The organism is Sphingobium cupriresistens LL01, from assembly GCF_001046645.1.
Lineage (GTDB): Bacteria > Pseudomonadota > Alphaproteobacteria > Sphingomonadales > Sphingomonadaceae > Sphingobium > Sphingobium cupriresistens.
On record NZ_KQ130439.1, the window covers coordinates 1 to 26,929 of the forward strand.

General features: G+C 61.7%; 30 protein-coding genes and 1 pseudogene. 16 read left to right on the top strand and 15 right to left on the bottom strand.

Annotation, left to right across the window (positions count from 1 at the left end):
- Both V473_RS20805 and V473_RS20810 read right to left on the bottom strand, forming a co-directional pair.
- Positions 1-234, bottom strand: a pseudogene (locus V473_RS20805) (IS6 family transposase); the annotation flags it as partial.
- A 39-nt stretch (positions 235-273) separates the two neighbouring features.
- The gene (locus tag V473_RS20810; RefSeq protein ID WP_066609233.1) at positions 274-453 is read right to left on the bottom strand and encodes a helix-turn-helix domain-containing protein; all 180 of its coding nucleotides are present in this window, start codon (positions 451-453) and stop codon (positions 274-276) included.
- A gap of 69 nt (positions 454-522) precedes the next feature.
- On the opposite strand from V473_RS20810, the gene V473_RS20815 reads away from it, so the two are divergent.
- From V473_RS20815 to V473_RS20835, 5 genes are all read left to right on the top strand, one after another.
- On the top strand, positions 523-1,242 hold the full coding sequence (locus V473_RS20815; RefSeq protein WP_082679266.1) for a CoA transferase subunit A: 720 nt from the start codon (positions 523-525) through the stop codon (positions 1,240-1,242).
- Positions 1,242-1,880 (top strand): 3-oxoacid CoA-transferase subunit B, encoded by a 639-nt coding sequence (locus tag V473_RS20820; protein ID WP_066609234.1) that lies wholly within the window; start codon positions 1,242-1,244, stop codon positions 1,878-1,880. Before V473_RS20815 ends, V473_RS20820 begins: the two co-directional genes overlap by 1 nt.
- Before the next feature lie 241 nt (positions 1,881-2,121).
- Positions 2,122-2,520, top strand: a complete 399-nt coding sequence (locus tag V473_RS20825) for a hypothetical protein (RefSeq protein ID WP_244884579.1) — start codon at positions 2,122-2,124, stop codon at positions 2,518-2,520.
- Positions 2,521-2,559: 39 nt separating this feature from the next.
- Positions 2,560-3,324: an IS6-like element IS6100 family transposase gene (locus tag V473_RS20830; protein WP_001389365.1), complete on the top strand. Its 765-nt coding sequence runs from the start codon at positions 2,560-2,562 to the stop codon at positions 3,322-3,324.
- A 71-nt stretch (positions 3,325-3,395) separates the two neighbouring features.
- Positions 3,396-3,611: a hypothetical protein gene (locus V473_RS20835; protein ID WP_066609235.1), complete on the top strand. Its 216-nt coding sequence runs from the start codon at positions 3,396-3,398 to the stop codon at positions 3,609-3,611.
- Between the two features lie 27 nt (positions 3,612-3,638).
- On the opposite strand, the gene V473_RS20840 is transcribed toward V473_RS20835, so the two are convergent.
- Both V473_RS20840 and V473_RS20845 read right to left on the bottom strand, forming a co-directional pair.
- Positions 3,639-3,848: a hypothetical protein gene (locus V473_RS20840; RefSeq protein WP_066609236.1), complete on the bottom strand. Its 210-nt coding sequence runs from the start codon at positions 3,846-3,848 to the stop codon at positions 3,639-3,641.
- A gap of 3 nt (positions 3,849-3,851) precedes the next feature.
- On the bottom strand, positions 3,852-4,475 hold the full coding sequence (locus tag V473_RS20845) for a recombinase family protein (protein ID WP_066609237.1): 624 nt from the start codon (positions 4,473-4,475) through the stop codon (positions 3,852-3,854).
- Positions 4,476-4,781: 306 nt separating this feature from the next.
- On the opposite strand from V473_RS20845, the gene V473_RS20850 reads away from it, so the two are divergent.
- The 3 genes from V473_RS20850 to V473_RS20860 all read left to right on the top strand — a co-directional run bounded on the left by V473_RS20850 (position 4,782) and on the right by V473_RS20860 (position 7,785).
- On the top strand, positions 4,782-5,642 hold the full coding sequence (locus V473_RS20850) for a replication initiator protein A (RefSeq protein WP_019368235.1): 861 nt from the start codon (positions 4,782-4,784) through the stop codon (positions 5,640-5,642).
- A 482-nt stretch (positions 5,643-6,124) separates the two neighbouring features.
- Complete coding sequence (locus V473_RS20855; protein ID WP_236704404.1) at positions 6,125-6,928, top strand: RNA replicase; 804 nt, start codon at positions 6,125-6,127, stop codon at positions 6,926-6,928.
- Positions 6,929-7,464: 536 nt separating this feature from the next.
- Positions 7,465-7,785, top strand: coding sequence for a single-stranded DNA-binding protein (locus V473_RS20860; protein ID WP_026008897.1), 321 nt, complete (start codon positions 7,465-7,467; stop codon positions 7,783-7,785).
- Here V473_RS20860 and V473_RS24215 read toward each other — a convergent pair.
- The gene (locus V473_RS24215; protein ID WP_019368232.1) at positions 7,782-7,928 is read right to left on the bottom strand and encodes a YlcI/YnfO family protein; all 147 of its coding nucleotides are present in this window, start codon (positions 7,926-7,928) and stop codon (positions 7,782-7,784) included. The two genes, V473_RS20860 and V473_RS24215, sit on opposite strands and share 4 nt — an antisense overlap.
- A 154-nt stretch (positions 7,929-8,082) precedes the next feature.
- On the opposite strand from V473_RS24215, the gene V473_RS20865 reads away from it, so the two are divergent.
- The 7 genes from V473_RS20865 (at position 8,083) to V473_RS20900 (ending at position 13,718) form a co-directional block, all read left to right on the top strand.
- Complete coding sequence (locus tag V473_RS20865; protein WP_019368231.1) at positions 8,083-8,274, top strand: hypothetical protein; 192 nt, start codon at positions 8,083-8,085, stop codon at positions 8,272-8,274.
- Between the two features lie 3 nt (positions 8,275-8,277).
- Positions 8,278-9,018, top strand: coding sequence for a ParA family protein (locus V473_RS20870; RefSeq protein WP_019368230.1), 741 nt, complete (start codon positions 8,278-8,280; stop codon positions 9,016-9,018).
- Positions 9,015-10,016 (top strand): ParB/RepB/Spo0J family partition protein, encoded by a 1,002-nt coding sequence (locus V473_RS20875; protein WP_066609238.1) that lies wholly within the window; start codon positions 9,015-9,017, stop codon positions 10,014-10,016. The genes V473_RS20870 and V473_RS20875 overlap by 4 nt, the downstream gene beginning before the upstream one ends.
- 238 nt (positions 10,017-10,254) lie before the next feature.
- Positions 10,255-10,779, top strand: coding sequence for a hypothetical protein (locus V473_RS20880; RefSeq protein ID WP_019368228.1), 525 nt, complete (start codon positions 10,255-10,257; stop codon positions 10,777-10,779).
- Entirely contained in the window at positions 10,779-11,885 is a 1,107-nt protein-coding gene (locus V473_RS20885; protein ID WP_019368227.1) for a relaxase/mobilization nuclease domain-containing protein, read from the top strand. The genes V473_RS20880 and V473_RS20885 overlap by 1 nt, the downstream gene beginning before the upstream one ends.
- A gap of 2 nt (positions 11,886-11,887) precedes the next feature.
- On the top strand, positions 11,888-12,322 hold the full coding sequence (locus tag V473_RS23195; RefSeq protein ID WP_082664400.1) for a hypothetical protein: 435 nt from the start codon (positions 11,888-11,890) through the stop codon (positions 12,320-12,322).
- A 269-nt stretch (positions 12,323-12,591) separates the two neighbouring features.
- Positions 12,592-13,718, top strand: a protein-coding gene (locus V473_RS20900; RefSeq protein ID WP_148648483.1) for an IS3 family transposase whose coding sequence is annotated in 2 segments (ribosomal slippage) — positions 12,592-12,844 and positions 12,844-13,718 — 1,128 coding nt in all. Because the reading frame shifts where the segments join, the coding sequence is not laid out codon by codon here.
- Positions 13,719-14,394: 676 nt separating this feature from the next.
- Here V473_RS20900 and V473_RS20905 read toward each other — a convergent pair.
- Positions 14,395-17,352 (bottom strand): Tn3 family transposase, encoded by a 2,958-nt coding sequence (locus V473_RS20905; RefSeq protein WP_011627729.1) that lies wholly within the window; start codon positions 17,350-17,352, stop codon positions 14,395-14,397.
- Positions 17,353-17,491: 139 nt separating this feature from the next.
- On the opposite strand from V473_RS20905, the gene V473_RS20910 reads away from it, so the two are divergent.
- Positions 17,492-18,085 (top strand): recombinase family protein, encoded by a 594-nt coding sequence (locus V473_RS20910; protein ID WP_013039114.1) that lies wholly within the window; start codon positions 17,492-17,494, stop codon positions 18,083-18,085.
- A gap of 132 nt (positions 18,086-18,217) precedes the next feature.
- Here the strand turns inward: V473_RS20910 and V473_RS20915 are convergent, their stop codons facing one another.
- The 9 genes from V473_RS20915 to V473_RS20955 form a co-directional block, all read right to left on the bottom strand.
- The gene (locus tag V473_RS20915) at positions 18,218-18,955 is read right to left on the bottom strand and encodes an LPD7 domain-containing protein (RefSeq protein WP_019368225.1); all 738 of its coding nucleotides are present in this window, start codon (positions 18,953-18,955) and stop codon (positions 18,218-18,220) included.
- A gap of 1 nt (position 18,956) precedes the next feature.
- Positions 18,957-20,759: a type IV secretory system conjugative DNA transfer family protein gene (locus V473_RS20920; RefSeq protein ID WP_019368224.1), complete on the bottom strand. Its 1,803-nt coding sequence runs from the start codon at positions 20,757-20,759 to the stop codon at positions 18,957-18,959.
- Entirely contained in the window at positions 20,749-21,759 is a 1,011-nt protein-coding gene (gene virB11 / locus V473_RS20925) for a P-type DNA transfer ATPase VirB11 (protein WP_019368223.1), read from the bottom strand. Before virB11 ends, V473_RS20920 begins: the two co-directional genes overlap by 11 nt.
- Complete coding sequence (gene virB10, locus V473_RS20930) at positions 21,756-22,952, bottom strand: type IV secretion system protein VirB10 (protein WP_026008896.1); 1,197 nt, start codon at positions 22,950-22,952, stop codon at positions 21,756-21,758. The genes virB11 and virB10 overlap by 4 nt, the downstream gene beginning before the upstream one ends.
- 1 nt (position 22,953) lies before the next feature.
- Positions 22,954-23,793, bottom strand: a complete 840-nt coding sequence (locus V473_RS20935; protein ID WP_019368221.1) for a TrbG/VirB9 family P-type conjugative transfer protein — start codon at positions 23,791-23,793, stop codon at positions 22,954-22,956.
- Entirely contained in the window at positions 23,790-24,482 is a 693-nt protein-coding gene (locus tag V473_RS20940) for a VirB8 family type IV secretion system protein (RefSeq protein WP_019368220.1), read from the bottom strand. The genes V473_RS20935 and V473_RS20940 overlap by 4 nt, the downstream gene beginning before the upstream one ends.
- Before the next feature lie 386 nt (positions 24,483-24,868).
- A complete protein-coding gene (locus V473_RS20945) occupies positions 24,869-25,873 on the bottom strand; it encodes a type IV secretion system protein (RefSeq protein ID WP_019368219.1) in 1,005 nt (334 codons plus the stop codon).
- 28 nt (positions 25,874-25,901) lie between these two features.
- Entirely contained in the window at positions 25,902-26,207 is a 306-nt protein-coding gene (locus V473_RS20950; protein WP_026008895.1) for a hypothetical protein, read from the bottom strand.
- Complete coding sequence (locus V473_RS20955) at positions 26,204-26,920, bottom strand: type IV secretion system protein (protein WP_026008894.1); 717 nt, start codon at positions 26,918-26,920, stop codon at positions 26,204-26,206. The genes V473_RS20950 and V473_RS20955 overlap by 4 nt, the downstream gene beginning before the upstream one ends.
- Between the last annotated feature and the right edge of the window lie 9 nt (positions 26,921-26,929).

The following is a 26,929-nucleotide window of genomic DNA, read 5'->3' on the forward strand; positions in this document are numbered from 1 at the left end:
TTCATCCAGGCGCCAGCTCGGATCAAAGCCACGCCGCCAGAACCAGCGCAGCCGCTTCTCCATCTCCGGGGCGTAGCACTGGACCCAGCGATAGATCGTCGTATGGTCGACCGAAATGCCGCGTTCCGCCAGCATTTCCTCAAGGTCGCGATAGCTGATCGGATAGCGACAATACCAGCGCACCGCCCACAGGATCACATCACCCTGGAAATGGCGCCACTTGAAATCCGTCATCGTTCCGTCCGTCCAATCTCCGCCAAGCATGCTCAAGCTTCACGATTTTTGCAACAGAGCCAACAGGCATCGCCCCGTGCTGGGGCGATTGAGACCGCTGATGCGCGCCGCCTCGGCCATGCTGAGCGACGGCTGCCCCTCGAACGCGCGAAGCACTTCCAGCCCGCGGGCCAGCGACTGCATGAAATTGGGATCGGCGGTATCGCCGGTCGCGCCCATCGGATTGACCTTTCGCCACTATTAGATTATTGATTCTTTTGTCCGGTAATCGGACATTTAGAGGATCTAATGGCGAAGCGCAAGATATTTCCAGACGCTGGTGCGGCTCTGTCCGGCGTCCTCTTCGACGGGATGACGATCATGTCCGGCGGGTTCGGGCTTTCGGGCAATCCGGAACATCTGATCGCCGGCCTGCTCCATAGCGCGGTCAGGGAACTGACGATCATCTCGAACAATTGCGGTGCGGATGGCTTTGGCCTGTGGACCCTGCTCAACAACGGGCAGATCCGGAAGATGGTCTCTTCCTATATCGGGGAGAACAAGCTGTTCGCCGAGCTCTACCTGGCCGGGAAGCTCGACCTTGAACTCAATCCGCAAGGCACGCTTGCCGAGCGAATTCGTGCCGGCGGGGCCGGCATCCCCGCCTTCTACACGAAGACGGGCGTCGGCACGGTGGTGGCCGAGGGCAAGCCGGTCGAGGAGTTCGAAGGCGCGCTCTATGTCAGGGAGACCTGGTTGCGCGCCGATCTCTCGATCGTGAAGGCCTGGAAAGCCGATCCCGAAGGCAATCTCGTCTATCGAAAGACGGCGCGGAACTTCAATCCGAACATGGCGACAGCGGGCAAGATCACGATCGCTGAGGTGGAGGAAATCGTTCCCGCAGGAGCGCTGGACCCCGATCAGGTCCACACGCCCGGTATCTATGTGGACAGGATCATCCAGGGCCCGGCCTATGACAAGAAGATCGAGTTTCGAACCACCCGTCCGCGTGAGGAGGCGAGCGCCTGATGGTCTGGACACGCGAACAGATGGCGGCCCAGGCCGCTGGCGAGCTGCAGGACGGCTTTTATGTGAACCTTGGCATCGGCATCCCCACGCTGGTGGCGAACTATGTGCCCGACGACATCGAGGTTGTTCTCCAGTCGGAAAATGGCCTGCTCGGCATCGGCCCCTTCCCTTATGACGACGAGGTCGATCCCGACCTGATCAATGCCGGCAAGCAAACCGTCACCACGCTGCCGACATCGAGCTTCTTCAGCTCGGCCGACAGTTTCGCGATGATCCGGGGTGGGCATATCGATCTCGCGATCCTTGGCGCGATGGAGGTTGCCGGGAACGGGGATCTGGCGAACTGGACCGTCCCGGGCAAGATGATCAAGGGCATGGGCGGAGCCATGGACCTCGTCGCCGGTGTGAGGCGGGTCGTGGTGGTGATGAGCCATACCGACAAGGCTGGAAATCCCAAGATCGTCGATCGTTGCACGCTGCCCCTGACCGGGACGGGGGTTGTCGACGCCATCGTTTCCGATTTCGGCCGGTTCATCCTCGATCGAGATTCCGGCGAGTTGATCGCCCAGGAGCTTGCCGACGATCTCGACCTGGAATTTGTGCAGGGGCGGACGGGCATTCCTGTCAGGACGGCCTAGGCCGACGTCGGTCGCGAAAGGGGGTTGGCTGGGAGGGGCGCCACGTTCGCCCGGCGCGCCTACAAAATTGCGGATTCTGGATAAGCATAATCCACTGTGGCGAAGTTCCGCGCTGCCGGTCCCGGCTCTAGGGTGCGCCCGGAAGTCGGGAAGCGAGCGGTCCTGCGACCAGCGCAGCAGCTGGAAATGCTGAACTTTGCCTGATCCCGGACCGAACCGATATAGAAATGAGGATGATTGAATGAGCGATGCCCGGACCCCCATTCTCCTTGTGGGCAGCGTTCCCTTGCGTGACGAACAGGAAGTGTTTTCCGCGGTTTCGGGCACTTTGGGCGACCGCATCAGGGCGATCCCGGACGGCGAGACGGGGGAGCGGACGAACTGGATCAACTGGCAGAAGAGCGTCATGGACCAGGCGCCGATGCTCGAGAAGCGCCAGCATGTCGAGGGCTATGGAGCCGTTCAGGTCGATCTCTATTCCAGGAAGCCGGACGCGGCGAGTGATGCGGTCTTCCCGCCTCTGGGCTATGCGTCGGCGGCGCTCAAATCCTATCGGACGTTCGAGAAGCTGCTTGCCGACGGCAAGATCGCGAGCGGCACCCGCTTCATGGTTGCGTTGGCTCTGTTGCAAAAATCGTGAAGCTTGAGCATGCTTGGCGGAGATTGGACGGACGGAACGATGACGGATTTCAAGTGGCGCCATTTCCAGGGTGATGTGATCCTGTGGGCGGTGCGCTGGTATTGTCGCTATCCGATCAGCTATCGCGACCTTGAGGAAATGCTGGCGGAACGCGGCATTTCGGTCGACCATACGACGATCTATCGCTGGGTCCAGTGCTACGCCCCGGAGATGGAGAAGCGGCTGCGCTGGTTCTGGCGGCGTGGCTTTGATCCGAGCTGGCGCCTGGATGAAACCTACGTCAAGGTGCGGGGCAAGTGGACCTACCTGTACCGGGCAGTCGACAAGCGGGGCGACACGATCGATTTCTACCTGTCGCCGACCCGCAGCGCCAAGGCAGCGAAGCGGTTCCTGGGCAAGGCCCTGCGAGGCCTGAAGCACTGGGAAAAGCCTGCCACGCTCAATACCGACAAAGCGCCGAGCTATGGTGCAGCGATCACCGAATTGAAGCGCGAAGGAAAGCTGGACCGGGAGACGGCCCACCGGCAGGTGAAGTATCTCAATAACGTGATCGAGGCCGATCACGGAAAGCTCAAGATACTGATCAAGCCGGTGCGCGGTTTCAAATCGATCCCCACGGCCTATGCCACGATCAAGGGATTCGAAGTCATGCGAGCCCTGCGCAAAGGACAGGCTCGCCCCTGGTGCCTGCAGCCCGGCATCAGGGGCGAGGTGCGCCTTGTGGAGAGAGCTTTTGGCATTGGGCCCTCGGCGCTGACGGAGGCCATGGGCATGCTCAACCACCATTTCGCAGCAGCCGCCTGATCGGCGCAGAGCGACAGCCTACCTCTGACTGCCGCCAATCTTTGCAACAGAGCCATTCCGTCAACGATGAAATGAAGATCCAGGAGGATGAAGGGCGCTTCATCGTCAATCTAGGCTTCCGCTTCGGGTTCTATATCGGAGGGTCGAACGACTGGACGAAGCTCGTCGATGCGCTCGACGAGATATTCGCCGAGCGAGGTCAAAAGATCGTCGAGCGGCTTCAGGCCAGGACCGGTAGAGAATGGTCGATCGCGCAAGGCCCCCCTCCCGACGCGACGCCGACCTGACGGGGGGCGCATCGGCCCCCAAGAAGTTCAGCGAGACATCGGCCGAGGGCCGAGGGCGTCAGCCAGCCCTCCATAATAGAGCGTGACGCTACCGTTGCCATCATGAGGGAAGTCCGACCAGGCGATCGGTCGCTCGCGAAGATTGTAAGCGGTCTCGCCGTCGCTCATGACGATCTCCGCTTCCGGATGATCCTTGGCGATCGCTGAAAGGGCTTCGACTAGGGCGGCTAGTTTCATCGCTTACTCCGTAGGTTTGATGGTCGACGCGCCTGCCGCGCCATCCCGTTCCATCTCTTCCGCGTTGATCGCCTCTTGTTCGGGGGCAGGCAGATGGCGGTACAACGTCGCCACCGACACCCCGATCGTTGGTGCGATCTCGCGGGCGGACATGCCCGATGCCAGGAGCTTTCGCGCGGCCTCGATCCGCTTGGGCGTCATGACCTTCTTGCGCCCACCTACCCGGCCTGCGCTACGCGCGACGATGAGCGCGGCCGTCGTTCGCTCGCGCACGAGGTCGCGTTCCATCTCGGCCATCGCAGCCATGATGTGAAAGACGAGCTTCCCCGCCGTCCCTGCCGTGTCGATGCCATCGGTGATGGATCGAAGGCCGATGCCGCGATCTGCCAGCTCGGCCGCAAGATCGACCAGCCCCTTCATCGTCCTGCCAAGGCGATCGAGCTTCCATACGACCAGCACGTCCCCCTCGCGAGCGTGCGACAACGCTTCGGCCAAGCCAGTGCGGTTCGCCTTGGCTCCAGATGCCTTGTCCGAGAAAGTGCGATCGCAGCCTGCTTCCTTCAGCGCTACGAGTTGGGGCGTCAGATCCTGCTCCGCGGTCGATACGCGCGCATAGCCGATTAGCATCGATCAGTCTCAAAACTCATCCGCGACCCCTATCATGCCACGAGCATTTTGCGAAAGCGTTTTGAGACACGGCCGATTGCTGCTATCGGTGTCTCACATGAAGTCGCTTCAAAAACGATCGTTTAAGAGACACGCCGGCAGCTTCGGTCGCCAAAAGCACGAAGGCACACGGCGCGCGCTGCAAACGGTCATCGAAAGCACGAACTTTGCGGCCTGTGGCGAGGCGATTGGAGGGATGCGGACGATTCCGCACCCCATCTTCGTGCTTTCACCGACCGATCGCCTTCGGACGGGGGCCGCCCTACCATGAATGACGCCGGTTCGATCCAGGGCGATCTTTTCGCGCTCGACAGTCCGTTGCTGACCGAGGTGCGCGGCGAGCGTTCGCTGATGGCTTTCCCGTTCTTCGCACTGAGCAAAGGGAAATGGACAAAACCGCTCGCCTATAAGACCGATACGGTTTCAATCGAAATCGTTGCCACTTCCAAAGGCGTCGCGACGATCTATGACAAGGAAGTGCTGCTCTATATCGCCAGCCTGATGGTGGCGAAACTGGAAGCCGGTGTCGGCGTGTCGCAAGACTTCTACTTCACGGCTCATGATCTATTCCGCGTCACTGGCGTCAATGGATCGGCGCGATCCTACGCTCGCCTGTCGGACGCATTGGAGCGGCTGCAGGGCACGCAGATCAAGACCAACATCGAGGCTGGTGGCGAGGGCCAGGCCGGCTTTTTCTCGTGGCTGTCCGAGGCCCAGCTTCATTACACCAAGACCAAAACTGGCGATAAGCGGCTGAAAGCCGTCAAGGTACGGCTGTGCGATTGGCTATACCGTGCCATTTTGCGAGACCGGCGTGTGCTCGACTATGCTCCCAGCTATTTCCAGCTCGGTCCCATCGAGCGGCGGCTTTACGAGGTTGCGCGCTCTGCCTGTGTGCATGGTGCTGTCGATGTCGATCTTGACGAGCTGCGCTTACAACTCGGCTATCAAAGCTCGCTCAAGCATTTCCGCTACGAGCTTAAACGAATAGCCGACGAAAACAGCATTCCCGGCTTCACCTTCGATTTGCTCGAACATGCCGCGACATCTGAAAAAGGGCGATCGCGACGCAACGCCGGAGCTGGACGGGTCAAGATTACTCCCCGCCCCCTCTTGGCAAGTGCCTGACCTCTTCATCAGTTCGACTTCGCGAATCAACTAAGCGGCGTTGCCGCCCTTCGGTCAGCGATAGCACGAAGTAGGGTCGGCCAAAGCACGAAGCGCGGTCGCCAATAGCACGAACGCGATCGGCAACGGTCAGCGAAAGCACGAACTTTTGTTGGAGTCGGTCGTCGAAAGCACGAACTTCAACTGTTTCGCCCCTCCGCGTAATTCGCCAAAAATATCGGAGTGCCGGGAGCATTCTGCGATCGGCCATCAGGGAGCGGCCGTGACCACATAAACGAATGCCCGGCACGAAGGCCGGGCACCCTGGAACGTGATGAGCGATGCCTGCAAGCATCGATCGGGACGTAAGACACCCCCCTCATACTCGTTCCCGAGCCTTGGTTCAAGGGAGCGCGCTTCGCGCCACGCTCTAGTTTTGCCTGGTCCCGGCCCCACGAAGGGGACGGAAGATGGGAGCTGTTTCACTCGCGAAGGCGAGCTTCATGGCGCTCGACCGCATCGAGCGGGCGCGCCCACGATCGCGATCGGGGTCTGCAAATCCGACACGGGCGCATGTCCACCCGAACAGCCGCAAGGCGGGCACGTTCGAGGACGACTTCTTCTATAGCTATGCCAAAGGCGAGACCGACCGGCTCTACAAGAAGGCCGTCGAGCTGCTGAAGCGCAAGAATGCCGTGCGCAGGCTGGCGCGCGCCGAGGGGCGACAACTCACCGAAGACGAGCGGCTTGTGACGCTGATAACGCCGGCAGCCGTGCGCGTGTTCGAGCAGCTTACCACCTTGGCCCGGACGTGCGCTGGCAAGGTGTTTCCGACCTGGGAGTGGATCGAGGCTGCAAGCGGCCTGTCTCGTGCGAGCGTCGGGCGGGGCCTTTCGATCCTCGCCACGATGGGCTTGATCGAGAAGCAGCGCCGCTGCGTGCCGATCGATCCGCCCGCTGATCGTCCCAAGGCCCGCAATGCGCAGACGTCGAACGTCTATCGCATGAGCTTTCCCAATCGGCTTGCTCGATTTCTTCCGCGCTTCCTGCGTCCCGTTCCGCTCCCCGACGATGTTGTGCAACGCGAGATCGACCGCATCGAAGAAATCGAGACGATGCGCCTTTGGCGGACGCCGCGACAGGTGGTGGCTGAGGAGATCGAGGACGACGGTCTGCGCCGGGTGTTGGACAGCCTTGCCATTGCGCTCGAGAAGCAAGAGTCTCAAAAAAATGGTCAACCGCTCCTAGATTCATATAATCTAAGGGCAGATGGAGTTGGCCTAGTCGGCCAACGCTCTAACGCCTGACGGCGCAGAACGGCCTAGACGAACCCACAGGACAAAATCCCACCCCGAGGCACTTAGCCGCTCCGTCGGACGCGGCGCTACGCGTCGCGATGCTCCCGAGAGGAGCAAGCGGTTTCCGTCGCGCTCAAATGGCCACGTTCGTGCTTGATGATAGCGATTTTCATCGACGAACGCGGCCGTAGCGTCCAGCCCAAAGGGCCGCAGAGGCGTGATCGGCACCGTCATCTCATTTCCAAAGCTGCCTGCCATCTCAATTCGGCTCGGTGGTTGCGGCTTGAACGACCTTCCTCTTGTCGCGTCGGCATTCCTGTTGGGCGCGAAATCGATGCCGCGCGATTGTGATTGCCGTCCTTCGATTGGCTATTCCTGTATTGATGGGAAAATGGGCGCTGGCCGCCTTGCACGATCAAGCAAAAAACCGGCTGCGCCTACGGTTTCCGCCACGCGGACCCTCCGTTTTTTAGCTGGATCGCGGCGTCTGCACTCCCCTTCAATTCCCATCAGGAATGAGCCTGATCGATGGAAAGGACAGGACCATGCAGAATATCGCGGAGTTTCGGATCATCGGCCGGGTGGGCAAGATCTCTGAGCACGACAAGGTGACGAAGGTGAACGTCGCCGCCAACTACAACCGCCAGGAGAATGGCGAGTGGGTGACGGACACCCATTGGAACGAGGTGACGCTGTTCGGCAAGCTGATCGAGCGCGGCGGCAAAGCCCAGAAGGGCGACCTGGTGCATATCACGGGCCGCGTGCGCCAAAACTCCTACGACACGGCTGAGGGCCGGCGCTACACGGTGGAGCTGATCGCCGACGGCTTTGCGGTACTCGCCAAGGGATCGGAGGATCGCGACTAAGAGCGGTCGGGGCCGCCTACTGGCGGCCCTTCTCGCCGGCGAAGTTCCAGCTCGACCGCTTCGCGCATGAAGTCGGACTGGTTCTCACCATCCCGCAGCACGGCCTTGATCCGGCCGAGCGTCCCTTCCGGAAATCGCGCCATCGTCTTTTCCGCGTTAATCCGCGGGCGACCTGCCGTTCCTGATTTGCTAGTGGTCATCCCGAAGTACGCATATTGTTGATACCACCTATTGACGTGATTTCAGATACCACTTATTACAGGATGCGCCTTTCATCAAGGCGACGGAGGCACTGCCATGTGGGATAATCTGCTGACGATCGGACTATTCGTCCTGATTGGTTGGGCCGTCCTTCGGGGCGGTGGCGGCCGTAATCCGCGCATTTGGAGCGGCGACACGCCTGATGAGGAGGCGCGTCGCAACACGCGAACCGATTCCAACTATCGCGGCTATGACCATTGGAACAACAATTCGGATCGGGGTTGGTAGGGCGTGAAGACCATTGCCATTAATGTGGAGAAGGGCGGCGCCGGCAAGACGATGATCGCTTGTCACTTGGCGTGGGTGCTGGCTGATGCCGGGCATCGTGTGCTGTTCCTCGACCTTGACCGGCAGTGCAATGCAACCGATGCCCTCGCCGACTTCGAGAGCCTTGGCACGTGTAAGCCGCTGTTCGAGCCGAACTATGTTCCGCCGACCAGCCTTCCCCGCCTCTCTATCTATTCGAACCGCATGGGCGGCGAATACGATGCCGACTATCCTCGCGCGCTGACTAACATTAATGCCAATTTTCCCGCGCTCGATTCTCATTTCGACTTTTGCGTCATCGATACGCCGCCCTCTTGGTCGTGGATCAACTATGCGGCGCTGCTGGTATGCAATCACTTGATTGTTCCCGTCGAGCTAGGACCGTTCGGGCCGGCAGCGACGAAGCAGGTTTCGGACTCGATTGCGACGGTGAACCAGCGCCGGAAGACGCCAATCCACGTCGTGGGGCTAGTTCCGAACCGAGTGCGTGCAAACGACACCCATCAAATGAAGATGCTTGCTGCGATCAAGGAGAAGATCGGGCGCAATCTGTTCACGAACTTTCTTCCCGAGCGTGCGCACTACAGCCAGGCGATGCAGGAGCATGTCCCGGTCTGGCGGTTCGACAAAGACGTTCGGACCTCTTTGCCGCCCATGCGCGCCTTCCTTGAGGAAGCCATGACCCGGATCGGGAGCCACAAATGACAGATTTCTCCGGCTTTGATGTTTTCAGCGAGAAAGCGGCTGTTGCTGACGCCGATCGCGTCCAGCTTCTCGATCCCGAGCTGCTCTACCCCGATCCCGAGAACGTGCGGAGTGCGATCGACGAAGCGACGATCGATGAGATGGCCGAGACGATCAAGGAGCGGGGCCAGCTTCAACCGATCACCGTCGCGCCCAAGGATGAAGATGGGCGCTATCGGATCATGTTCGGCGAGCGGCGCTGGCGTGCGTGCCGGAAGCTGGGAATGCAGGTCCGCGCGATCGTCAGCAAGGCCGACGACATCGAACAGGTGCGCATCGATCAATTCATCGAGAACGATCAGCGCGAGGACTTGTCGACCGCCGACATGATCCGTTTCGTCACCGGCCAGGTAGCGAAGGGACGTTCGCTCGCCGAGCTGGCACGCGCGACAGGCCGCAACCGCACGTTGCTGACCCGCTATCAGGGGCTGGCAAAGGCTCCCGATTATGTCGCGGCGCTATTTGCGGACATCTCGATGCGAAGTGCTGTCGCTTTGACCCAGGCTGCGAAGGCCGATGATGCGGCGACACGTGCGTTTGTTGCGAATACCGCCGCTGAGGACATGACCGTGCTGGCGTGTGAGCGGTTCGCGCGCGAGATTGGCGGGAAGAAGTCCACATCAAAGCCCGAGGCGGCTCCAGTGGAGGGTGTCGCGCCCCCTACCCCTGCCTCCACGCCGGAACCGTCGACTGATAGCGAGCCGGATGCAACTTCTCTGGCACCGACGACGGACGAGATCAGGGACGACGAAGCCGAACGCGCGCTGGATGAGACACCGGTTCCTGTTCTTTCCGCGCCGTCTCAAACGCCACCCCCCCGAGCAACGTCGAAACCGAAGGGTGGCAAGCCGCGCATCGAGCGCCCTACGATCGAGCTTGAAGGCAAGCGCGCAATGGTGGTCGAGGCGCTGCTACATTTCGACGGTGAAGCAGAGCCCCGGATCGTTAGCTGGCGCTAATCTCGCCGAGTGAACGGAGAGCGCCGGCAGTTGCCGCCCCTCGCTTCCGGGCTCAATCCTTCTTTCCGCGATTTCTCACTTGCAAGATGGATTGCTGTGCCACGTGGCACACGTGAAGGCAGATTTTAGTGGGGGATGTTTGATGGCAGGATAGGTGTTGCGGCGTCTTGTGTATTACATTAGCCTTCGGGCTATGTCGATTGCGCCGCAGCCTGCATCCCCCACAAAGGACACAGCGATGCTGACGGCGCGCGTCGATCGCGAGTTGCTGGCGGCGTTCGATGCAGTCGCCGAGGGGAGGGGAGGGCGGAGCGCTCTCCTCCGCACCGTCCTCCAGCAGTCATTGAAGCATGTCGCTGACGCGCCCCGGATCGCACCCAGGGCGGACAGCCCCAGCAATCGGGTCAACCTTCGTTTCACCGACGTCGAAACCGCAGTCCTCGATCATCGGGCGGCGCAACGCGGTGTCGATCGGGCAGGGTGGATCAAGGCGCTTGTCCGTCGCCATCTTGCGCTCAAGGCAGGTGTCGACGACGGGCTGCGCGACGCGGTGGCGCCGATCCGGATGCAGCTCACGCGGATCGGGCGAAATCTAAATCAGGCCATGAAGGCCGGGAACGCTGCGATGATGGCCGATAGCGGCCTGCAAATCGATCGTGAGCTGCGCAGGATCGCCGACATGCGCGAAGAGATCAACGAGCAGATCGAGGCGCTGGCGGCTGCGCTGCGCGGCGAAACCGCCTTTTGGGAGGTGGCTGACTAATGTCGTTCGGGGATCGCGAGGACGAGCTGTGGGAGGCAATGAAGCCCAGCTTCAAGCCACGCCTCGTCAGCGATCCGAACATCAAATACGCCAAGCATCTGGTCAATCAGACCGGGCCTTTCGCTACAAGAGGGGCGCTAACGTCACTTGGCCGCACTGATGTTCGGGCGACGCTTGCGCGCGTCGTGCGCCGAGCCCCGGAGGTGCTGGTCAAGGTTACGGGGCGGAAGAAGGGCGCGAAGCACCTTGCCGCGCATCTCGATTATATCGGCCGTCATGGCGACATTCCTCTTGAGACGCGCGACGGGGAACAGCTCGCGACGAAGGAGGATGCGCAGCGGATCGCGGATGAGTGGTCCGATTCCCTCTACTGGCGGCAAGGGACGTCCGTTTCAGCCGTCGCGATGGTGTTTTCGATGCCGGCAGGCACGGACCCTGAAACTGTGAAGCAGGCCGTGCGCGAAACCGCCGAGCGCATGATCGGCGATAATCACGATTATCTCATGGCGCTCCATACGGACACGCCGCGACCTCACGTGCATTTGACCGTCCAGGCCGAGGGATTGAACCGCAAGCGGTTCGACCCACGCCGCGAGGATCTGTTTCGATTTCGCGAGGCGTTTGCCGAGGCGCTGCGCAGCCGGGGCGTCGAGGCCGAGGCAACGCCTCGTTACAGCCGAGGCCAGGGGAGGGCGGGGACCAGCATGGCGCTGACACAGCTTCGCTCCCGCATACGCAGCGGCGCATCCCGTCAGCCGACCGAAACAGATCTTCGTCAGGCCCGTGAGGCGATGCAGATCGCACTTGGCAATGCCGAGCAGCCCGCATTCGTGTCGAAGACCCGCGCGCGCTGGCAGGACACGAGGCGCCGCTATGAGGCTGCGGCCGATCGGCTCGACCGCAGCGCCGATCACGAGGATCGCAAGCTCGCCGGCGATGTCCGAACATTCCTCCAAGAGCGGGCCAACATCGAGACGGTCCCCGATCGGATGCTACGGGATGCCGAAGCGCGGGTCATAGCGGCGCGACAGCCAGCGCGGACCGATCCTTCGCTTGAACCGGGTGTGCCACGTGGCACACCTCCACCTCCGGCAAGACGTCGCTGACAATGCGCCATCAACTCACAGGAAATGTCGGCCTCTACCATGTCGCGCGCGAGCTATCCCGGCGGGGTTGGCATGTGATGCCGACGGTCAGAAATGCGCGTGGAGCCGATCTCTACGCCGCAAGCGATGACGAGGCGCGCGTACTGCCGATCCAGTCGAAAGCGCTGTCGAAGCGGGCGCCGGTGCCCCTTGGCGGATCGCTCGACCGACTTTGCTCGCACTGGTGGGTCGTCACCATCAATGCAAACACTGCCTCGCCTACATGCTTCGTGCTGACGTTGGATGAAGTGAAGGCCGCAGCCCATCGTGGCGTCAACCAGGCCGGCACTGCCTCATACTGGCTCCAGCCCAAGTCCTACGCGCTTGAAGAATATCGCGAGGCGTGGGATCGGCTTGGATCACCAGACGCACTGAGCGAACCCGCTAGTTCTTATTGAGGCCCATTTCCCTGCTCTGAAGCTTTGCTTTCCAAAGGGCCTCCACGCGGATGATCTCGTCAACCGTTAAGCCCGACCCGCAGACCTCCAGAATGGATACTTGGTAGTCCGAGAGCTCGCGACTTTTCAGCCCGATGTTGCCACCGTGGCCATCGCGCGCGTAGCCTGTCCAGCGGCCGAGAAAGCCATCCTCACCATAGGCGGAGCTGACGTGCTCCCCTGAAACTCTGCCAGTTTGAGCTAGAGTCCGCCTTCGTGAGGAGACGGACGTGAGGAAGACCAGGTTCAGCGAGGAGCAGATCATCGCGGTGCTGCGCGAGCAGGAAGGCGGGATGAAGACCGCCGATGTGTGTCGCAAGCACGGCATCAGCAGCGCGACGCTGTACGCGTGGAAGGCCAAGTATGGCGGCATGGACGTGTCGCAGGCGCGCAAGCTGAAGGTGCTCGAGGAGGAGAACGCCCGGCTCAAACGGCTGCTGGCGGACGCCATGCTCGACAATGCCGTGCTGAAGGAAGTCGCGGCAAAAAACTGGTGAGGCCCGCCGCTCAGCGGAAGGCTGTCGAGCATGCTCGGCAGCTGTTCGGCATCAGCGAGCGTCGGGCGTGTACGATCTTCGGCGTGGACAGGACGTCGGTGCGCTACGCGCCCCGGCGTAGTGATGATGGCGACCTGCGGTCGCGGTTACGGGAGATCGCGGCTGAGCGCCGTCGGTTTGGCTACCGTCGGCTTGGCATCATGCTGGCTCGCGAGGGTCTGGTCATGAACCACAAGAAGCTGCTGCGGCTATACCGCGAGGAGAACCTTCGGGTCAGGCGCAGGCGTGGCCGCAAGCGAGCCATGGGCACGCGAGCGATGACGCTGCCGCAGGGACCGAACCAGCGCTGGAGCCTCGACTTCGTCAGCGACACGCTGATCAGCGGCCGGCGCATCCGCATCCTTGCGGTAGTCGACGACTTTACGCGCGAGTGCCTCGCGCTGGTGGCCGACACCTCGCTGTCAGGCGCGCGTGTCGCTCGTGAGCTCGACGCCATCATCGCCGTCAGAGGCGTACCGCCGCTGATGATCGTGAGCGACAACGGCACCGAGCTGACCAGCCTGGCGATCCTGAGATGGACGCAGGAGCGACCTGTCGAGTGGCACTACATCGCGCCGGGCAAGCCGCAGCAGAACGGCTATGTCGAGAGCTTCAACGGCCGCCTGCGTGACGAGTGCCTCAACGAGACGCTGTTCGTGTCGCTCGGCCATGCCCGCTCGGTGCTGCGGCTCTGGCGCGACGACTACAACCATGTGCGGCCGCATAGTGGTGTTGGCGGGCTGACGCCCGCCGATGCTGCCAGGCGGGTTGTGCAACACCGCCCCGAGGGGCACCATACCAACCCCGGACTCCAGTTATGACTGGTAGAGCTTTGGGGAGCACGTCAGAGCCTACATATTGCTCTTTGGTGCGGGGGCAGGTCAGAAGGTAGATCCCGCGCGCGGCCCTGAGCGCGGCGAGCCAGTTCGACGGCAGCGCCTCGATCGCCGAGAGGTTCGCGATGAAGGCCGTGTAGCCCGGGAAAGCCTCTTCCTGAAAGATGCGGGTGACTTCCAAAATGGGCTTCGGCTTCTCTTGTGCCCTTTGAACCCAGGCCCGCGTTCCCGGCCCCCAATCGATATAGACGCGACCCGCGTCCTCCATAGAGACGCCCACTACGGCCTGTCGGTATAGATCGAGTTCGCGGGCGCCTCCCTGTGTCACCGGCACGCCCCGCAGGGGATCAATGATGGTGGGATCGCACGGTCCTATCTTCTCGATCTCGTAGAGTCCTACGAACAGCGTCGAGGCTGCTGGGGTGACGACGAAGCTGGCCCAATATCTCCCTGTCAGCTTCGGTCCATTCTGAACGCTTTGGATGGACTGATAGAGCAGGAACCCGTCATGGTCGTCTCGCCACAAAGTGTATGGCGTCCGACCTGCATATTTGATTGTTTGGTGACGCAGCAGGCGCACGTCACGCGGATCGATGCCGTAGTCGGGGTGACTACACGAAAGTGACGCATCCGCACGCTAAGCGCGAACGTATGGTGAACGTTACGCGGCGAGCAACGAACTGATGGCGCGCAGTGGCCGCAGGACATCCGGATCGGGCCGATCTTCAACATTCCAGCTATAGTCGCCGGTGAGCGAGATATGTTCCCAGCCCAATGGCGCGACGTGACGTGCGATTTCGTCGGGCGTGCCGATATCAGCCAGCGCCACTTCGAGATAGCGGGTGTTCCACAGGATGATGGCGGCGACGAGCAGGTTGAGGCCGGAGGCGCGATAGGTCTGGTTCTCGAACCGCCGATCACGCAATTCGCCGAGCTGGTTGAAGAAGAGCGCGCGTGCGAGCGCGTTGCGGGCCTCGCCCTTGTTGAGGCCCGCCTGGGTACGCCGGCGCAGATCAATGTCGCGCAGCCAGTCGAGCATGAAGATCGAGCGTTCGAGGCGGCCCAGCTCGCGCATCGCGAGGGCCAGTCCGTTCTGTCGCGGATAGGCGGACAGGCGGCGAAGCATCGCCGAAGCGGTGGCGGTGCCGGTGCGTATCGATGTGGCGAACCGCAGCAGTTCATCCCAATGCGCCGCGACATGACCCAATGCGATCGGTTCGGCCGTCATGCCGGCAAGCAAGGGGCCGGCTTCCTGGCCGGGAAGGAGGTGCAAACGACGCTGCTTGATGTCGCGCAGGCGCGGCGCGAAGCGGTAGCCGAAGAAGGGCATAAGGCCGAACACATGGTCCGATGCACCGCCTGTATCGGTGTAGTGCTCCTCGATTGTCAGGCCGGTCTGCTGATACAGCAAGCCATCCAGCACATAGGGAGCTTCGCCGGCGGTCGCCGCGATTACCCGGGTCGCGAAGGGGTCATATCGATCCGAGACATGGGTGTAGAAGGCAACGCCCGGTTCGTTGCCGCTGCGCGCGTTGATGTCGCCGATTGCGGCGCCACGGCCCCCGGCATGGAATTGCTGTCCGTCGCTCGACGAGGTGGTGCCGTCTCCCCACAGCGCGGCGAGCGGCATGGCGCGATGGGCGTCGATCAGCCTTCCCAGCGCTTCACCATAGGCGGCCTCGCTGATGTGCCAGTCGTGGAGATGGGCGAGCTGGCGCAGGCTTGCGCCTCGGCAGGTTTCCGCCATGCGTGTGAGGCCGAGATTGATGCCATCGGCAAGGATGACGGTGAGCAGCGCATTGCGGTCGTCGGCCTCCCGGCCCGAACGCCGATGGATGAAGCATTCGCTGAACCCGGTCCAGGCATCGACCTCAAGCAGGAGATCGGTGATCTTCACGCGCGGCAGTCGGTCATAGGCAGCGCGACGGGCAATCTCGGTGGCGGGTGGCGTTGCCGCTTTCAGCGGCGAGATGATAAGGCCGCTTTCGTCAAGCCTGACCTGGGGCAGCTCGCCCTGTCGGGCGAGGACCGTCACCTGTTCGATCGCCGTGTCGAGCCTGGCGCGCCTTTCCTCGATATGACGATCGAAGTCCGTTTCGATGGCGAGCGGCAACGGCCCCTTCTCGCGAAGCGCGTCGAAGGTGGCCGGCGGGATGAGGTAGCTATCGAAATCGCGGAACTGGCGGCTTCCCGAGACCCATATGTCTCCCGCTCGCAACCGCTCCCGTAGCTGGGACAAGGCGCATAGTTCATAGGCGGCGCGATCGACGATGCCGTCCCGCAGGACGAACGGCCGCCATGCGGAGGGCACAAAGCGCAGCGGCACGCGATCAGGCAAGCGCCGTTTGCCGGTCCGGTATAGCTCCGCGATGATGGTAAGCGCCGACAGGAGTCCCTGCACCGCACCGGCGCCGCGAAATTCGAAGGTGTTGAGAAAGGCACCGGCAAAGAGCTTCACCGTGCGATGCCGCTCGATCAATTCAGCGGTGCGATCGACGGTTTCCGGTCGCCCGAGTACTTCGGCCCGCGCGACCGCCACGGCGAAGCGCTGCCAATCCAGCGCCTCGATCTGCGCCAGAGAGTCCACACCGTTGGTGCGCGCTTCGATGAGAATGCGGCAAGACCCTGTGAGCGTCCGGAGATGGCCTTGCAACTCGCGCACCGTCTTGAGGGCTTTGTCACGGGTCCGGTTCTCGGCGCGACGCGACATGCTGCCCAACAGCTTGTCGAACATCGTCAGGGTGGCATCGGTCAGGCTTTCCTCAAGACGGATGCCCTGCGCCGCCAGCGTCGCATGGCGGCGCAGGGCATTGAGTTCGCCAAGGTGCTGGGGTGTGATCCGGCTGCCTTCGTCCGCCAGCCTGTCAAAAGTCAAAGCCGGGATCATGTCGGCACGGGCGCGATCGAGATCCAGCGCGCGGATATGAGTGAGCCGTTCGATCAGGCGTAGGATGTTGCGCGCTGCCGGCGACTGTGGTGCATTGCGCAGCCAGGATAGCCATGTCGCGGCTTGCCCTGTTCGTCGGGCCAGCAGATCGTCCAGCCCCTGCAGCGTATCGGGCCGCAGGCCGTTCGTGAGCACTTCATAGGTAAGCTGTTCGGCCTGCTGGCGAGCACGCCGGAGTACCGCTTCGAGAACCGATGAAGAAGGCAGGAGGATCTGCCGGCGCCGAAGTTCGTCAACGATGACCCCCGCCATCTGGCCGGGGTGGACGATGGTCTGTGCGATCGGGATCGAGAATGCGACAACTTCGTGGAAAGCCTTGCGGTCGAAAATCCTGAACCCGTGCGATCGTCGGATTTCAACGAGATGTTCGCGACGGGTCTGGTCCCGATGGGCATAGTCCGCGAAGGCTTCGGGCGCGACGCCGAGTTGCTGCGCCACATAGGCGAGCACAGGAGCGGGCGGGACTTCACCCGCTTCCAGCGCACGGCCAGGCCATCTCATATAGAGTAGGAGCATCGCGTAGCCGAGCCGGGTGGCATCGCCGCGACGGCGGCCGACAATTTCCAGGTCGTCACCGGTCAGCGTATAGTGCCGCGCAATCTCGCGCTCATCGAGCGGCGCGCCATAATGCCCTGCCCAGATTTCCGCGCTCACCAGTCGCCGTCTCGCCAAGCACTATCTCCTTCCGCGTCCTTGTCCGTCAGACGGTCCTCTGGCGGCCAGCAGGAATATGTCCGTTAACTCTGGACCTATAACGGCGATTCGGACAAGATCAGATAATGATGGGAAAACGGACAGGATTGGGCTGCATGTGGCGTTGATCGGCTATGCGCGCGTCTCGACGGCAGACCAGAAGCTCTCACTCCAGCTCGACGCGCTGAACGCGGCCGGGTGCGACCGGATATTCGACGATCACGCATCTGGTGCAAAAGCCGATCGGCCCGGCCTGGCCGAGGCGCTCGCCTATCTGCGCAGCGGCGACACGCTGGTGGTTTGGAAACTCGACCGTCTTGGGCGCTCGATGAGCCATCTGATTGAGAAGGTCGGCGAGCTAGCGACGCGAGGTATCGGGTTCCGCTCGCTCACCGAGAACATCGACACCACCACTTCGGGCGGGATGCTGGTGTTCAACATCTTCGGCTCGCTTGCCCAGTTTGAGCGCGATCTGATCCGGGAGCGCACCCATGCAGGCCTCAAGGCCGCTCGCGAGCGAGGTCGCCCCGGTGGGCGGCGGCCAGTGGTCACACCTGACAAGCTCCGCAAGGCGCGCGAACATATCGCTTCCGGCCTCACAGTTCGCGAGGCCGCCGCGCGCCTCAAGATCGGCAAAACCGCCCTCTACAAAGCCCTCGAAGCCACGGAGAAGAACACAAAGTCCCAGCGTTCCCGGTCCGTTCGCTCTTAGCGTGCAGATAAGTCACTTTCGTGCAGTCACCCCTAGTCGTCCAGCAGTGAATTGAAGGTCAGCCCCATACCGCGATGGTAGCTCCGCGCCGAGGGAATGCGATGCGAAAATGGTCAGGCTCGATGGTGCGCTTCATCGGCTCCGGGATTTCTGAAGGATCTGATCCTGCGCCATCTCACGCACCCGCTGTTCCTGGCGCGCTTTGACCTCAATGCCGGCAATCGTCTCGCCACGGCCGATCCGAGCTGCCACTTCCTCCTTGCGCTCCGCCACGAACTCGCGCCGTTTATCGTAATCGCTGGGGAAGCGTTCGGCCGCGACCGCCATTGCAAGTGCGACATGGCTTTGCGCCTTGCGCAACTCGGGGTCTTTCGCGTTCTGGACATCTGACTGCCGGCGGAATCGTTCGGCCAGATCGGCACGCGGTTCGGCCTGTTCTCTCGTGTCGCGGGCCTGGTTGGCGGTCCGCGTCGATCGCGCTTGATTGTCGGGCACGCCGCCTTGCCGCAACGCCTCACGCTCGGCCGCGGCCTTCGTCTTCTCGTCAGGTTTGTAGCCGTCAACCTTTATGCCCTGCGCCGAGGCGGCGAGATAGGCAGCCCGCTGGAACTCGGCATCGCCGCTGACCTTGATCGCAGTCCACCCGTTTTCCTTCGCGAGCCGGATCAGATCGGGAAGGGAGTTTGGGTCTTTCGCCTTGATGCGATCAGGCGTGATGGTCGCGACCGGCTGTTTGTCGTGCGCGCTTCGATAGAGCTTGTCGCCAACCCGGAGGAACCGAGAGTCCAGCTCGGCGGGCACTTCCATCGGACGCCTGCGGCGTGCCTCGCCTTCCTTGCCTGTGCCGGCAGCTTCGACATTCTCAACCATGTCAGCGCTCCTGTTCGATTACACCAATGACCTCATTGCCACTTTGCTCGGCCGACACGTCGATGAGCATGTCGGGATGATCCTGGGTGACGACGCAATCCATCGCGAAGGTGAATGGATCGGGGTCCGTGAGCTGATCGAATGTCGGCAGCACACAGTCGGGAAGATCCTCGTCATCACGCACTACGCGCGGGATCGGAGCCACTTGCGGCGCTGCCTCCACGCGCGCGCGAAAGAGGCCATCCGCGTAGTAGCGAATTTTGTCCCCGTGGATGGGTGGTATGCCGCCCCGCAAAAGGAGTAATTCGGTGTCGGGGAATTGCATCAACTCCTGCGGAAGCAGGAGGGCGCGGCGCTGATCCGACATGGATTTGGAGCGGTTCGCCAGAACGCCGTGGATCGTGAGCGACTTGGTGATCGATTCCTGCCCGATATAGCCGATCCGTTCGGAAAGCTCGTTCGCCACGCGCAGCTCTTTCGGCGTGAAGGCGACCTCGACGCCGCAGTTGGCGACGATCTCATTCGCCACGTGCTCACCATAGACAGCGCGAAGTTGAGAGCGGGACTGGATGACGGGCAAGAGCCGAATGCCGTAGCCCGCCACATAGGAAAAGGCGCTCGCAATCACCTGCGCCCGCCCTATCCGCGCAAATTCGTCCAGGATGACGAGGATCTTTAGCGGCGTCTTCTCGTCAGGGAGGTCACGCACGTTCAGGTCGACGAGTTGCTGAAACAGGAGGTTGTAGAGCGGCGCCACCCGATCCAGTTCGTCAGGGGAGACGCCCAGATAGATCGACATGCGCTTGGTGCGCAGCTCGCGCAAATCGAAGTCGCATTCTTCCGTCGCCGCATCAACGCGGGGATTGAGCCACAGACTGAGCTTGGACGTGACGGTCTGGACGATGCCGGCAAAGGTGTTGTCTGCCCCCGATGTGAAGTCAGCGAGCGCATTCCGGCACCCTTGCGATAGATCGAGCGAGCGATCTTCGAGAACGCGGCGGAAAAACCCGCGCGTGTCGCCCGTCGTCATCAACCGGTAGATGGCGCCGATGGTGAAAGGCTGATCGGCGACCGCAAGATAGGCCCCGACGCCGACAAAGGCGGTTCGCGCCGAATCCGTCCAGAATGGCTCTCCGCGCTCGGGGGGCACGAACAGCATCGTGGCGATCTTCTGCAGCTCGATCACCACTTGGTCAGGATCGGTGCGGTCGATGTAGCCGAGCGGATTATAACGGGCGGTTCGGCCTTCCGGATCGGTCGGATTGAACAGGTAAACGGCCTGGCCGTATTTCTGGCGAAAACCCGCCGTGGCTTCCCAATTCTCACGCTTCACATCGAGGACGACGACCGACTCCTGCCATGACAACAGGTTCGGGATGACGATGCCGACCCCTTTGCCCGAGCGGGTAGGGGCCTCAACGATACAGTGCTCATTGCCGCCGAAGGTCAGGAACTTCCCGCCCTTCTTTCCCAGGACAATCCCGTCATTTGCGCGGAAACCGGCGCGACGGATCTCGCTATCTTTGGCGAAGCGGGCAGCCCCGTGGAGAGGTGGCTTCCGCTTTGCGACCCACCACAGCATGAGGCCGGCGATGATGAAGCCGACCAATGCACCTCCGGCGAGCGCTTTCAGCACCACGGGATCGTGCCGATAATACCAGAAGAACCCCGGCATCTTGAAAATGTCGAACTTGGCGCTGGGGAGGCCCAGGTAGATCCAGGCGATGACCGACGTGATGAGGAAGGCCACGACGATCCCGACCGGAATGCCGAGGGCGAGAATGGCGCCCCTTTTAGGCTGCATGACGCCCTGCCGGATCGTAGTAGATCTCGGTCATCCGGAACTTCCCATCGACCTTCTTCATCTGCACCACGACGTCGACGAGGATCTTGAGCAGCGAGCGTATGTCCTCACGCGCCAGGTCTGCGCCGCCTTCGCTTTCCTTCACCAACAGCGTCAGTTGCTCGAAGGCCAGTTCGGCCGAATCCGCGTGGATCGTCGTAATCGAGCCGGGATGACCGCTATTGACGTTGCGCAGGTAGAAAAATGCGGTCCCATCGCGCAGCTCTTGAAGAAGAATGCGGTCGGGTCGCATCCGTAGGGCGCTTTCCAGCAGCTCCTTGGCCGAGACCTTGGCGGTGCCGGTGCCGTCCTTGCTGTAGATCATGTGGACGACGTTCTGGTGAGGCACCACCAGCTCGCGCGTATCCTCGATCGTCAGCAGTCTTTCATTCTCCGGGATTAGCTTGATGAGCCCCTTGGAGAACGTCGTCTTGCCCGAGCCTGTGGCACCGGAGATCAGGATGTTGAGCCGGCTTTGCACCGCCAACTCGAAAAATTCGATGTGCCGTCCCGCATGAAGCAGGCCGAGCAATTTTTCCTCGACGGGGCTGACCCGCTTTGTGGCGACCTTCGTTTCCGAGAACAGGCCGCTGGCCTCGAAATCGGCCATCGTCATTGTCTTGGTCGACGGCTTGCGCACGGTGATCGACACGGTGCCATCGGGCACGACGGGTGGAAGGACGAGCTGGACCCGCTCGCCGGTTGGAAAGATCGTCGAGCAGATAGGATTTTCGCGCGTCACATCCTGTGAAGTGAAAGCCGCGGCTGCCCGGGCTAGTTCGTTGAGGGCGTCGAGGGTCAATCCCGCTTCCCGCTCCCAGGTCCAGCCACCATGCCGCTCGACACCGACGATAGTCGGCTCATTGATGACGACTTCGGTCACGCCATCGTCATCGAGATATTGCCGCAGCGGCCGAACAGCATGATCGAGGATCGCCGTATTGCGGAACGGCGCGTTCATTTGAGCCCCAGTCCATAAACTTGCGAGAAATCGAAATCCTTGGCGACGGTGATTGCCAGCTCGGTCCCTTGGTTGACGCGCACGATCGGGCGGATGTTCTGCGTGTCCTGAAGGATTTGCGACGTTGAATCACCGGGAGTGCGGAAAACCGTCGAGCCCTGTGGGCTGACGGCCTGGCCTGCGATCTGGCCGCCCGCGTCGAGGACGCTGAACAGCATCGCGGCACCAAACCGCTGCCAGAAGAACCGATCAATCTTGCCAGTGACGCCGGCACGACCCAGCGGGTCAGAGGCCGGCGAGCCTATGTCGATCGCTACGCCGCGTGGCGTGACGGCGCGCGTCCACATCGCGAACAGGCGATTTTGGCCGCGCTGAAGGCCGCCCTGATACTCGCCGAAAACGCGGGTGCCCTTCTCAAGCAGCACGACGCGGCCATTATCGGAGTAGACATCGCGAGGGATGATGCAGGTCGCATAGCCCGGTACGGTGCTGTCCATAGCCGTTTGCAGCGTGCAAGGGAGGATGGCTCCCGCAGTGACCAGATAGTTGCGGTCGCCGATCATGCGCGCTGTAGCGGTGCCGATAGCCGAGGTTTGCTTGAGATTGTCCAGGTTGGTCCGCGAAGGAGCGGTCCCAGCGTCACCTTGCGCGTTCCCGGCACCAGCGCTGGCGACGTCGCCGATCGCGCGTCTGACCCCCTGGTCCCCGTTGTACGCGATCAGCGTCGATCGCCGGGCATTGTCGCGCAGCTCACGCGCTTCGTTCGCACGCCGCTCCGCCTCGCTGACACCACGGCCCTGCTGCCCTCCCGCCGATCCGTAGGGTGTGATTGGCTGACCATCGGGCCCGATCGCCGGCACCTGCTCGCCTGTGAGCTGGACGGGCGCATTCGGATCGCGAGGCGCAGTGGCGAGTGTCGGCGCAATGACAGAATTTGGGTCGTAGGGCGCCTCCGCTGCCGGGGGAGGGGCCTTCCTCGCTTCAAGCGCCTTGTTGTCGCTGCCAGACCCGGAAACGAGCGACAGCACGCCAAACACGATCGCGCCGGCTAGGGCCGCGCCGACGACCATCTTCTTGTTGTCCCACTGGACGGTGTTGAGCGAAGGGATGCGGTTCGGGCGATCGGCGGCAGGGGTGCGGTCAATCTCGTTCACGTCAGGCGTCGCATCGACGTCGAATCTCTTATCGGACACGTCAGTTCTCCGTCGTGCGCTCGACAGCTTCCGACGCCGTATCCGTCTTGGGATCGCGACCGTAGAAGCTCGGGCTTTCGTTGTAGATGCACAGCACCACCTTCCCCCGGCGCAGGCGCAGCTCCTTGTAGACGCCATGAATGACGACGAACTCGTCGCGCACGTCGAAGGAGGCTGTGGCTTCACTGCCGTCGGGATTGACGGTGAAGATGGCAGGAATTTCGCGCTGGTTGGGGAAGCGCATCACGGTGAATTGCCCGTTGTCGCTGACTTCCGATGGTTGCAGCGCTGATGCGCCCTGCACCTTGTAATTGAGGTTCCGTGTCCCTTCGAGAACACCCATATCGAGCGCGATCCTCGTGGCCTTATTCTGCGCATCCAAGACCGTCGCGAGTTGCGCGCGCTGTTGTGCCAAACGGGCCTGCGCCGCCTCATATTCAGGGTAACGGAGCCGCACCTTGAAGAATGTGCCTGGAGAGCGCGCCGCAGCGACGGTCGACAGCTCAAAGGTGTAGTTGCGCTTGGTGCCTTGGAAGTCCGTCACAACGATGAGGTTGGTAGCACCAGCGCGCTCGCGAGGCTTCACGAACAGCGAATTGTCAGCCGGGGCGACCTCCCACGACACGGTGTCACCCATCGCCACGAACTTGATGACCTCGCCGGGTGCGAACTCAATCTGTGTCGCTGTGCGGAACGCGCTCCGGATCTGGATCACGTTTCCATCGGTGTAATTGACCTCGCGGATACGAGCATCAGGACCGCGCTGCGTAGGCGTCTGCGCCATCGCCGGCGCTGCCGACATGGCGCCGATCGCCGCGGCCAGAAGCAGGATGGTCTTCATCGTGTCGGAACCTCCACGTCGGCCCGGTATGTCTTGACCTGAAACCCGAGCGGATTGGCGTATCGACCGGATTCTGTTTCCGGCTTCGACAGCACGTCAAAAGTGATGGTTGCGATGGCAGGCGTCTCAATCACCTGCTGGTCGCGCTGGAGGCGCTTGATGAAGCGGACTTGCGCGACGTTGGGCGAGATGAACGCAACCGAGCGGATCGCCACGAAAACCGCGTCACTGGCGGTAAACTGGTTTTGCGGGGAGTCCGGATTGTCTTTCTTGTAGAAGGCGGTCCAGCGGGTTTGTTCCTCCCGTGTCGACAGCGCCAGCACCTTGCGGAAGAACTCTTCCCTGGCCTGCGGAATCCACCCTTCGCGAGCGCGAACATAATCGGCGAGGAAATACTTCCGGATCGCCTCGTCATAAGTGATCGTCTTGTCGCCGCGCAGCTCCTGCGTGACTTCGGTTGCACCCGTCGAGCGATCGACGGTGACAACATAGGGCACCACCGTTTTGAGCGGCGAGAGCGCCAGCACGGCAGCCGCGCAGATCGCGGCGAACACGATGGCGACGATGGCGACGATCCACGCGACACGGCGCGAGCGAACCGCTGCCACGAACCTGTCGCGGTCCCAGCTTTCCGCTTCCGCGAAATATGCCTTCAGATCCTCGTCTTTGTCTTTGACGCCAATAGCCATGTCAGCAGCTCGCATATGAGATTGAGAGCGCGGCGGTCGGACTACCATTTGGTGTGAGAGCGCCGATTGCCGGCACCTTGCCTGTTCGCGAAGCGTCCGCTCCCTCTGGAGCGGACGCCGCGCCGTCGGCCGGGAAGAGGTTGGTAGCCGGAGCCGATTGCGATGGGGGTGTGCCACGTGGCACACCATCAGCGGGAGCAGCCGAGGTAGCGTTTCGCGGCGGGATCGACGGGAGAACGGTCCCATAGAGGTTGGCAGGTCGCTTTTGCCGACCGCTGCACCGAGGCAGCTTCTCGTCTTTCGCAGCGCTCGCCGGAGCCGAGGGAGTGAGAGCCGCGAGGGCAAGGATGGCTAGTGCTGCACCGAGCTTCATGTCGGATCTCCGATTAGCTGTTGTTGTAGAGGGTGCCGCCTGCGGCTCGCGCCTCAGCGCGACGGGCACGATTGGCTTGCCAGCGGTTCACCGCTCGCTGCGGAGCGTTGGACCAGGCACGGCCAATCATCGGCGCTATTCCCCCGGTTGCGGCGTTGGCAAACTGTGAAGCGAGTGATGCGCCGCCGCCGCCCAAACCTGCAGCCATTCCTGGTATTTGGAGGAAGAAGAAGAAGCCCAGCGCGTAGAACCCAAGGGCTTTAACCGCCGCGAGGATCAGCGAGTCATCCTGCGTGATAGCGTCGATAAACGCGTCTGCTGCGTTCGCTATGAATACCGTTACGAGCAGCGCGAACGCTACGAGAATGACATAATTCACAATGCTCCCGAGCCACTGGAAGAAGAATGGTCGGGTCGAATCGAAAAGAAGGGCGGCTACAAAAAGAGGCCCAACGGCAGCAAGCAAAGATAGCGCGAAGAGCGCAAAGGCGCAGATGGCAAACCCAAGTGCAGACGCCAGCAAAGCCGCCAACATAATGACGACATTGATAATTTCGCTAACGATGATCTCATCCCAATTATTCGGGATGCCTACAAGGTTCTCGCCTTCCTCGGCTGTATGCGCTGCAACGATCTCTTTGATGTTGGCTATAGCGCGGACTGCGCCCTTCAAAATGCCATCAAAAAAGCCGCCTAGACCGTTTACGTCTTGGGCGCCGACAGCATTCGCGACTTCTCTTGGTAGCCCGTTCATTGCGAGCAAGCCAACCGAAGCGCCATAAAGCGTCGTTACGGCAAAAACGAGCGCAGCTAGTTTCATTCCGCGATAGACGAACTCGCGGAAGGGGTATTCCACAGCGCCCCGTAGGATAGCGAAGCCCAAAAGGATGATGTAGATCGTAACTCCCACCCGTAACGGGCCGGAGATCCAACCTATAACGCCGGCATAGGTGGCAATGACGCCTGCCAGAGCAGCGCTGAGCTGATCGAACATCTCGGTATAGATATTGAAGCCCATTACACGACCCCGGAAATTGTTACGTCAATTAGATGCCAGCCTCTCGACGAAGCTTGTCAGTCTCATTCTTGTTAAGAAGTAGTGTCTTGGCAGTATCGACGTTGTTGCAGTTGTTAACGACAACGGCGGGCCATGACAGCGGTGGACGTTGTGAAGCCTTCCACGCAGTGCATATGGTATCTACTTCGGTTAGCTCGTCTTTGTTCTGCATGAAGTACTTGGCACTGCGCAGCGGCATGTCGGACCGAAGGTTGCTTTCATCCGACTTGGATTCCTTCGTTCCACATGCCGCCAGCGTCAGCAGCAGCCCGGCCAGGCAGAGGCCCTTGGTCACGGATTGACCCCAGCCTCAGTCCGAAGCTTGTCGATCTCCGCTCTGTTTGATGCCAGGCTGCGCTGGTAATTTGCCTCTGCTTTTGCCCGGCGCTGCAACTCGATCGCCTGAAGGCCCATCTGATCGTTCATCATCTGCGCCTGCTCCAATTGGAGCCGCGCCGACATGTCGGCGCGTTCGGCCGCCGAGGTTGAGCTGTTGAGCCGACCCCGCAGCTCTTCGAGGCCCTGACGCCGGCTTGTCACGGCATCGCCGACATTACCCGCAAGGCCAGTTGTCACCGCAGCTTCCCGCGAGCCTTGTTCATAGGCGGCGCGCTGCTCGGGCGTCATCGTGGGCGATCCGCGCCCGAGAAGATCCTGATAAACGTCGTTCGCCTTGCCCCGCAGGCCGCCGACGACGTTCAGATCGCCACTGGTGTAGCCATCAAGGCTGCTGGATGACACGTTACTGGTGCGCAGCACGTCGTTCTTGAGCTGGTTCGCGACGTTGCCGATGTCCGTCATTTTATTGAGGTCGCGGTACAGCGCCCGTGCTTCATCGAGCTGTTGCGCGCTTTGCTGGACGACTTTCCGGGCCTCGTTCAACTCCTGAAGCTGCCTGGCGAAGGCCGTTGGGTCATGAACAATGCCACCGAATTGCGCATGTGCCGCACCAGCAGACAGGAGCGCTGATCCCGACAGTGCGAGGGTGACGAACTTCAATCTACGCATGTCCCTTCT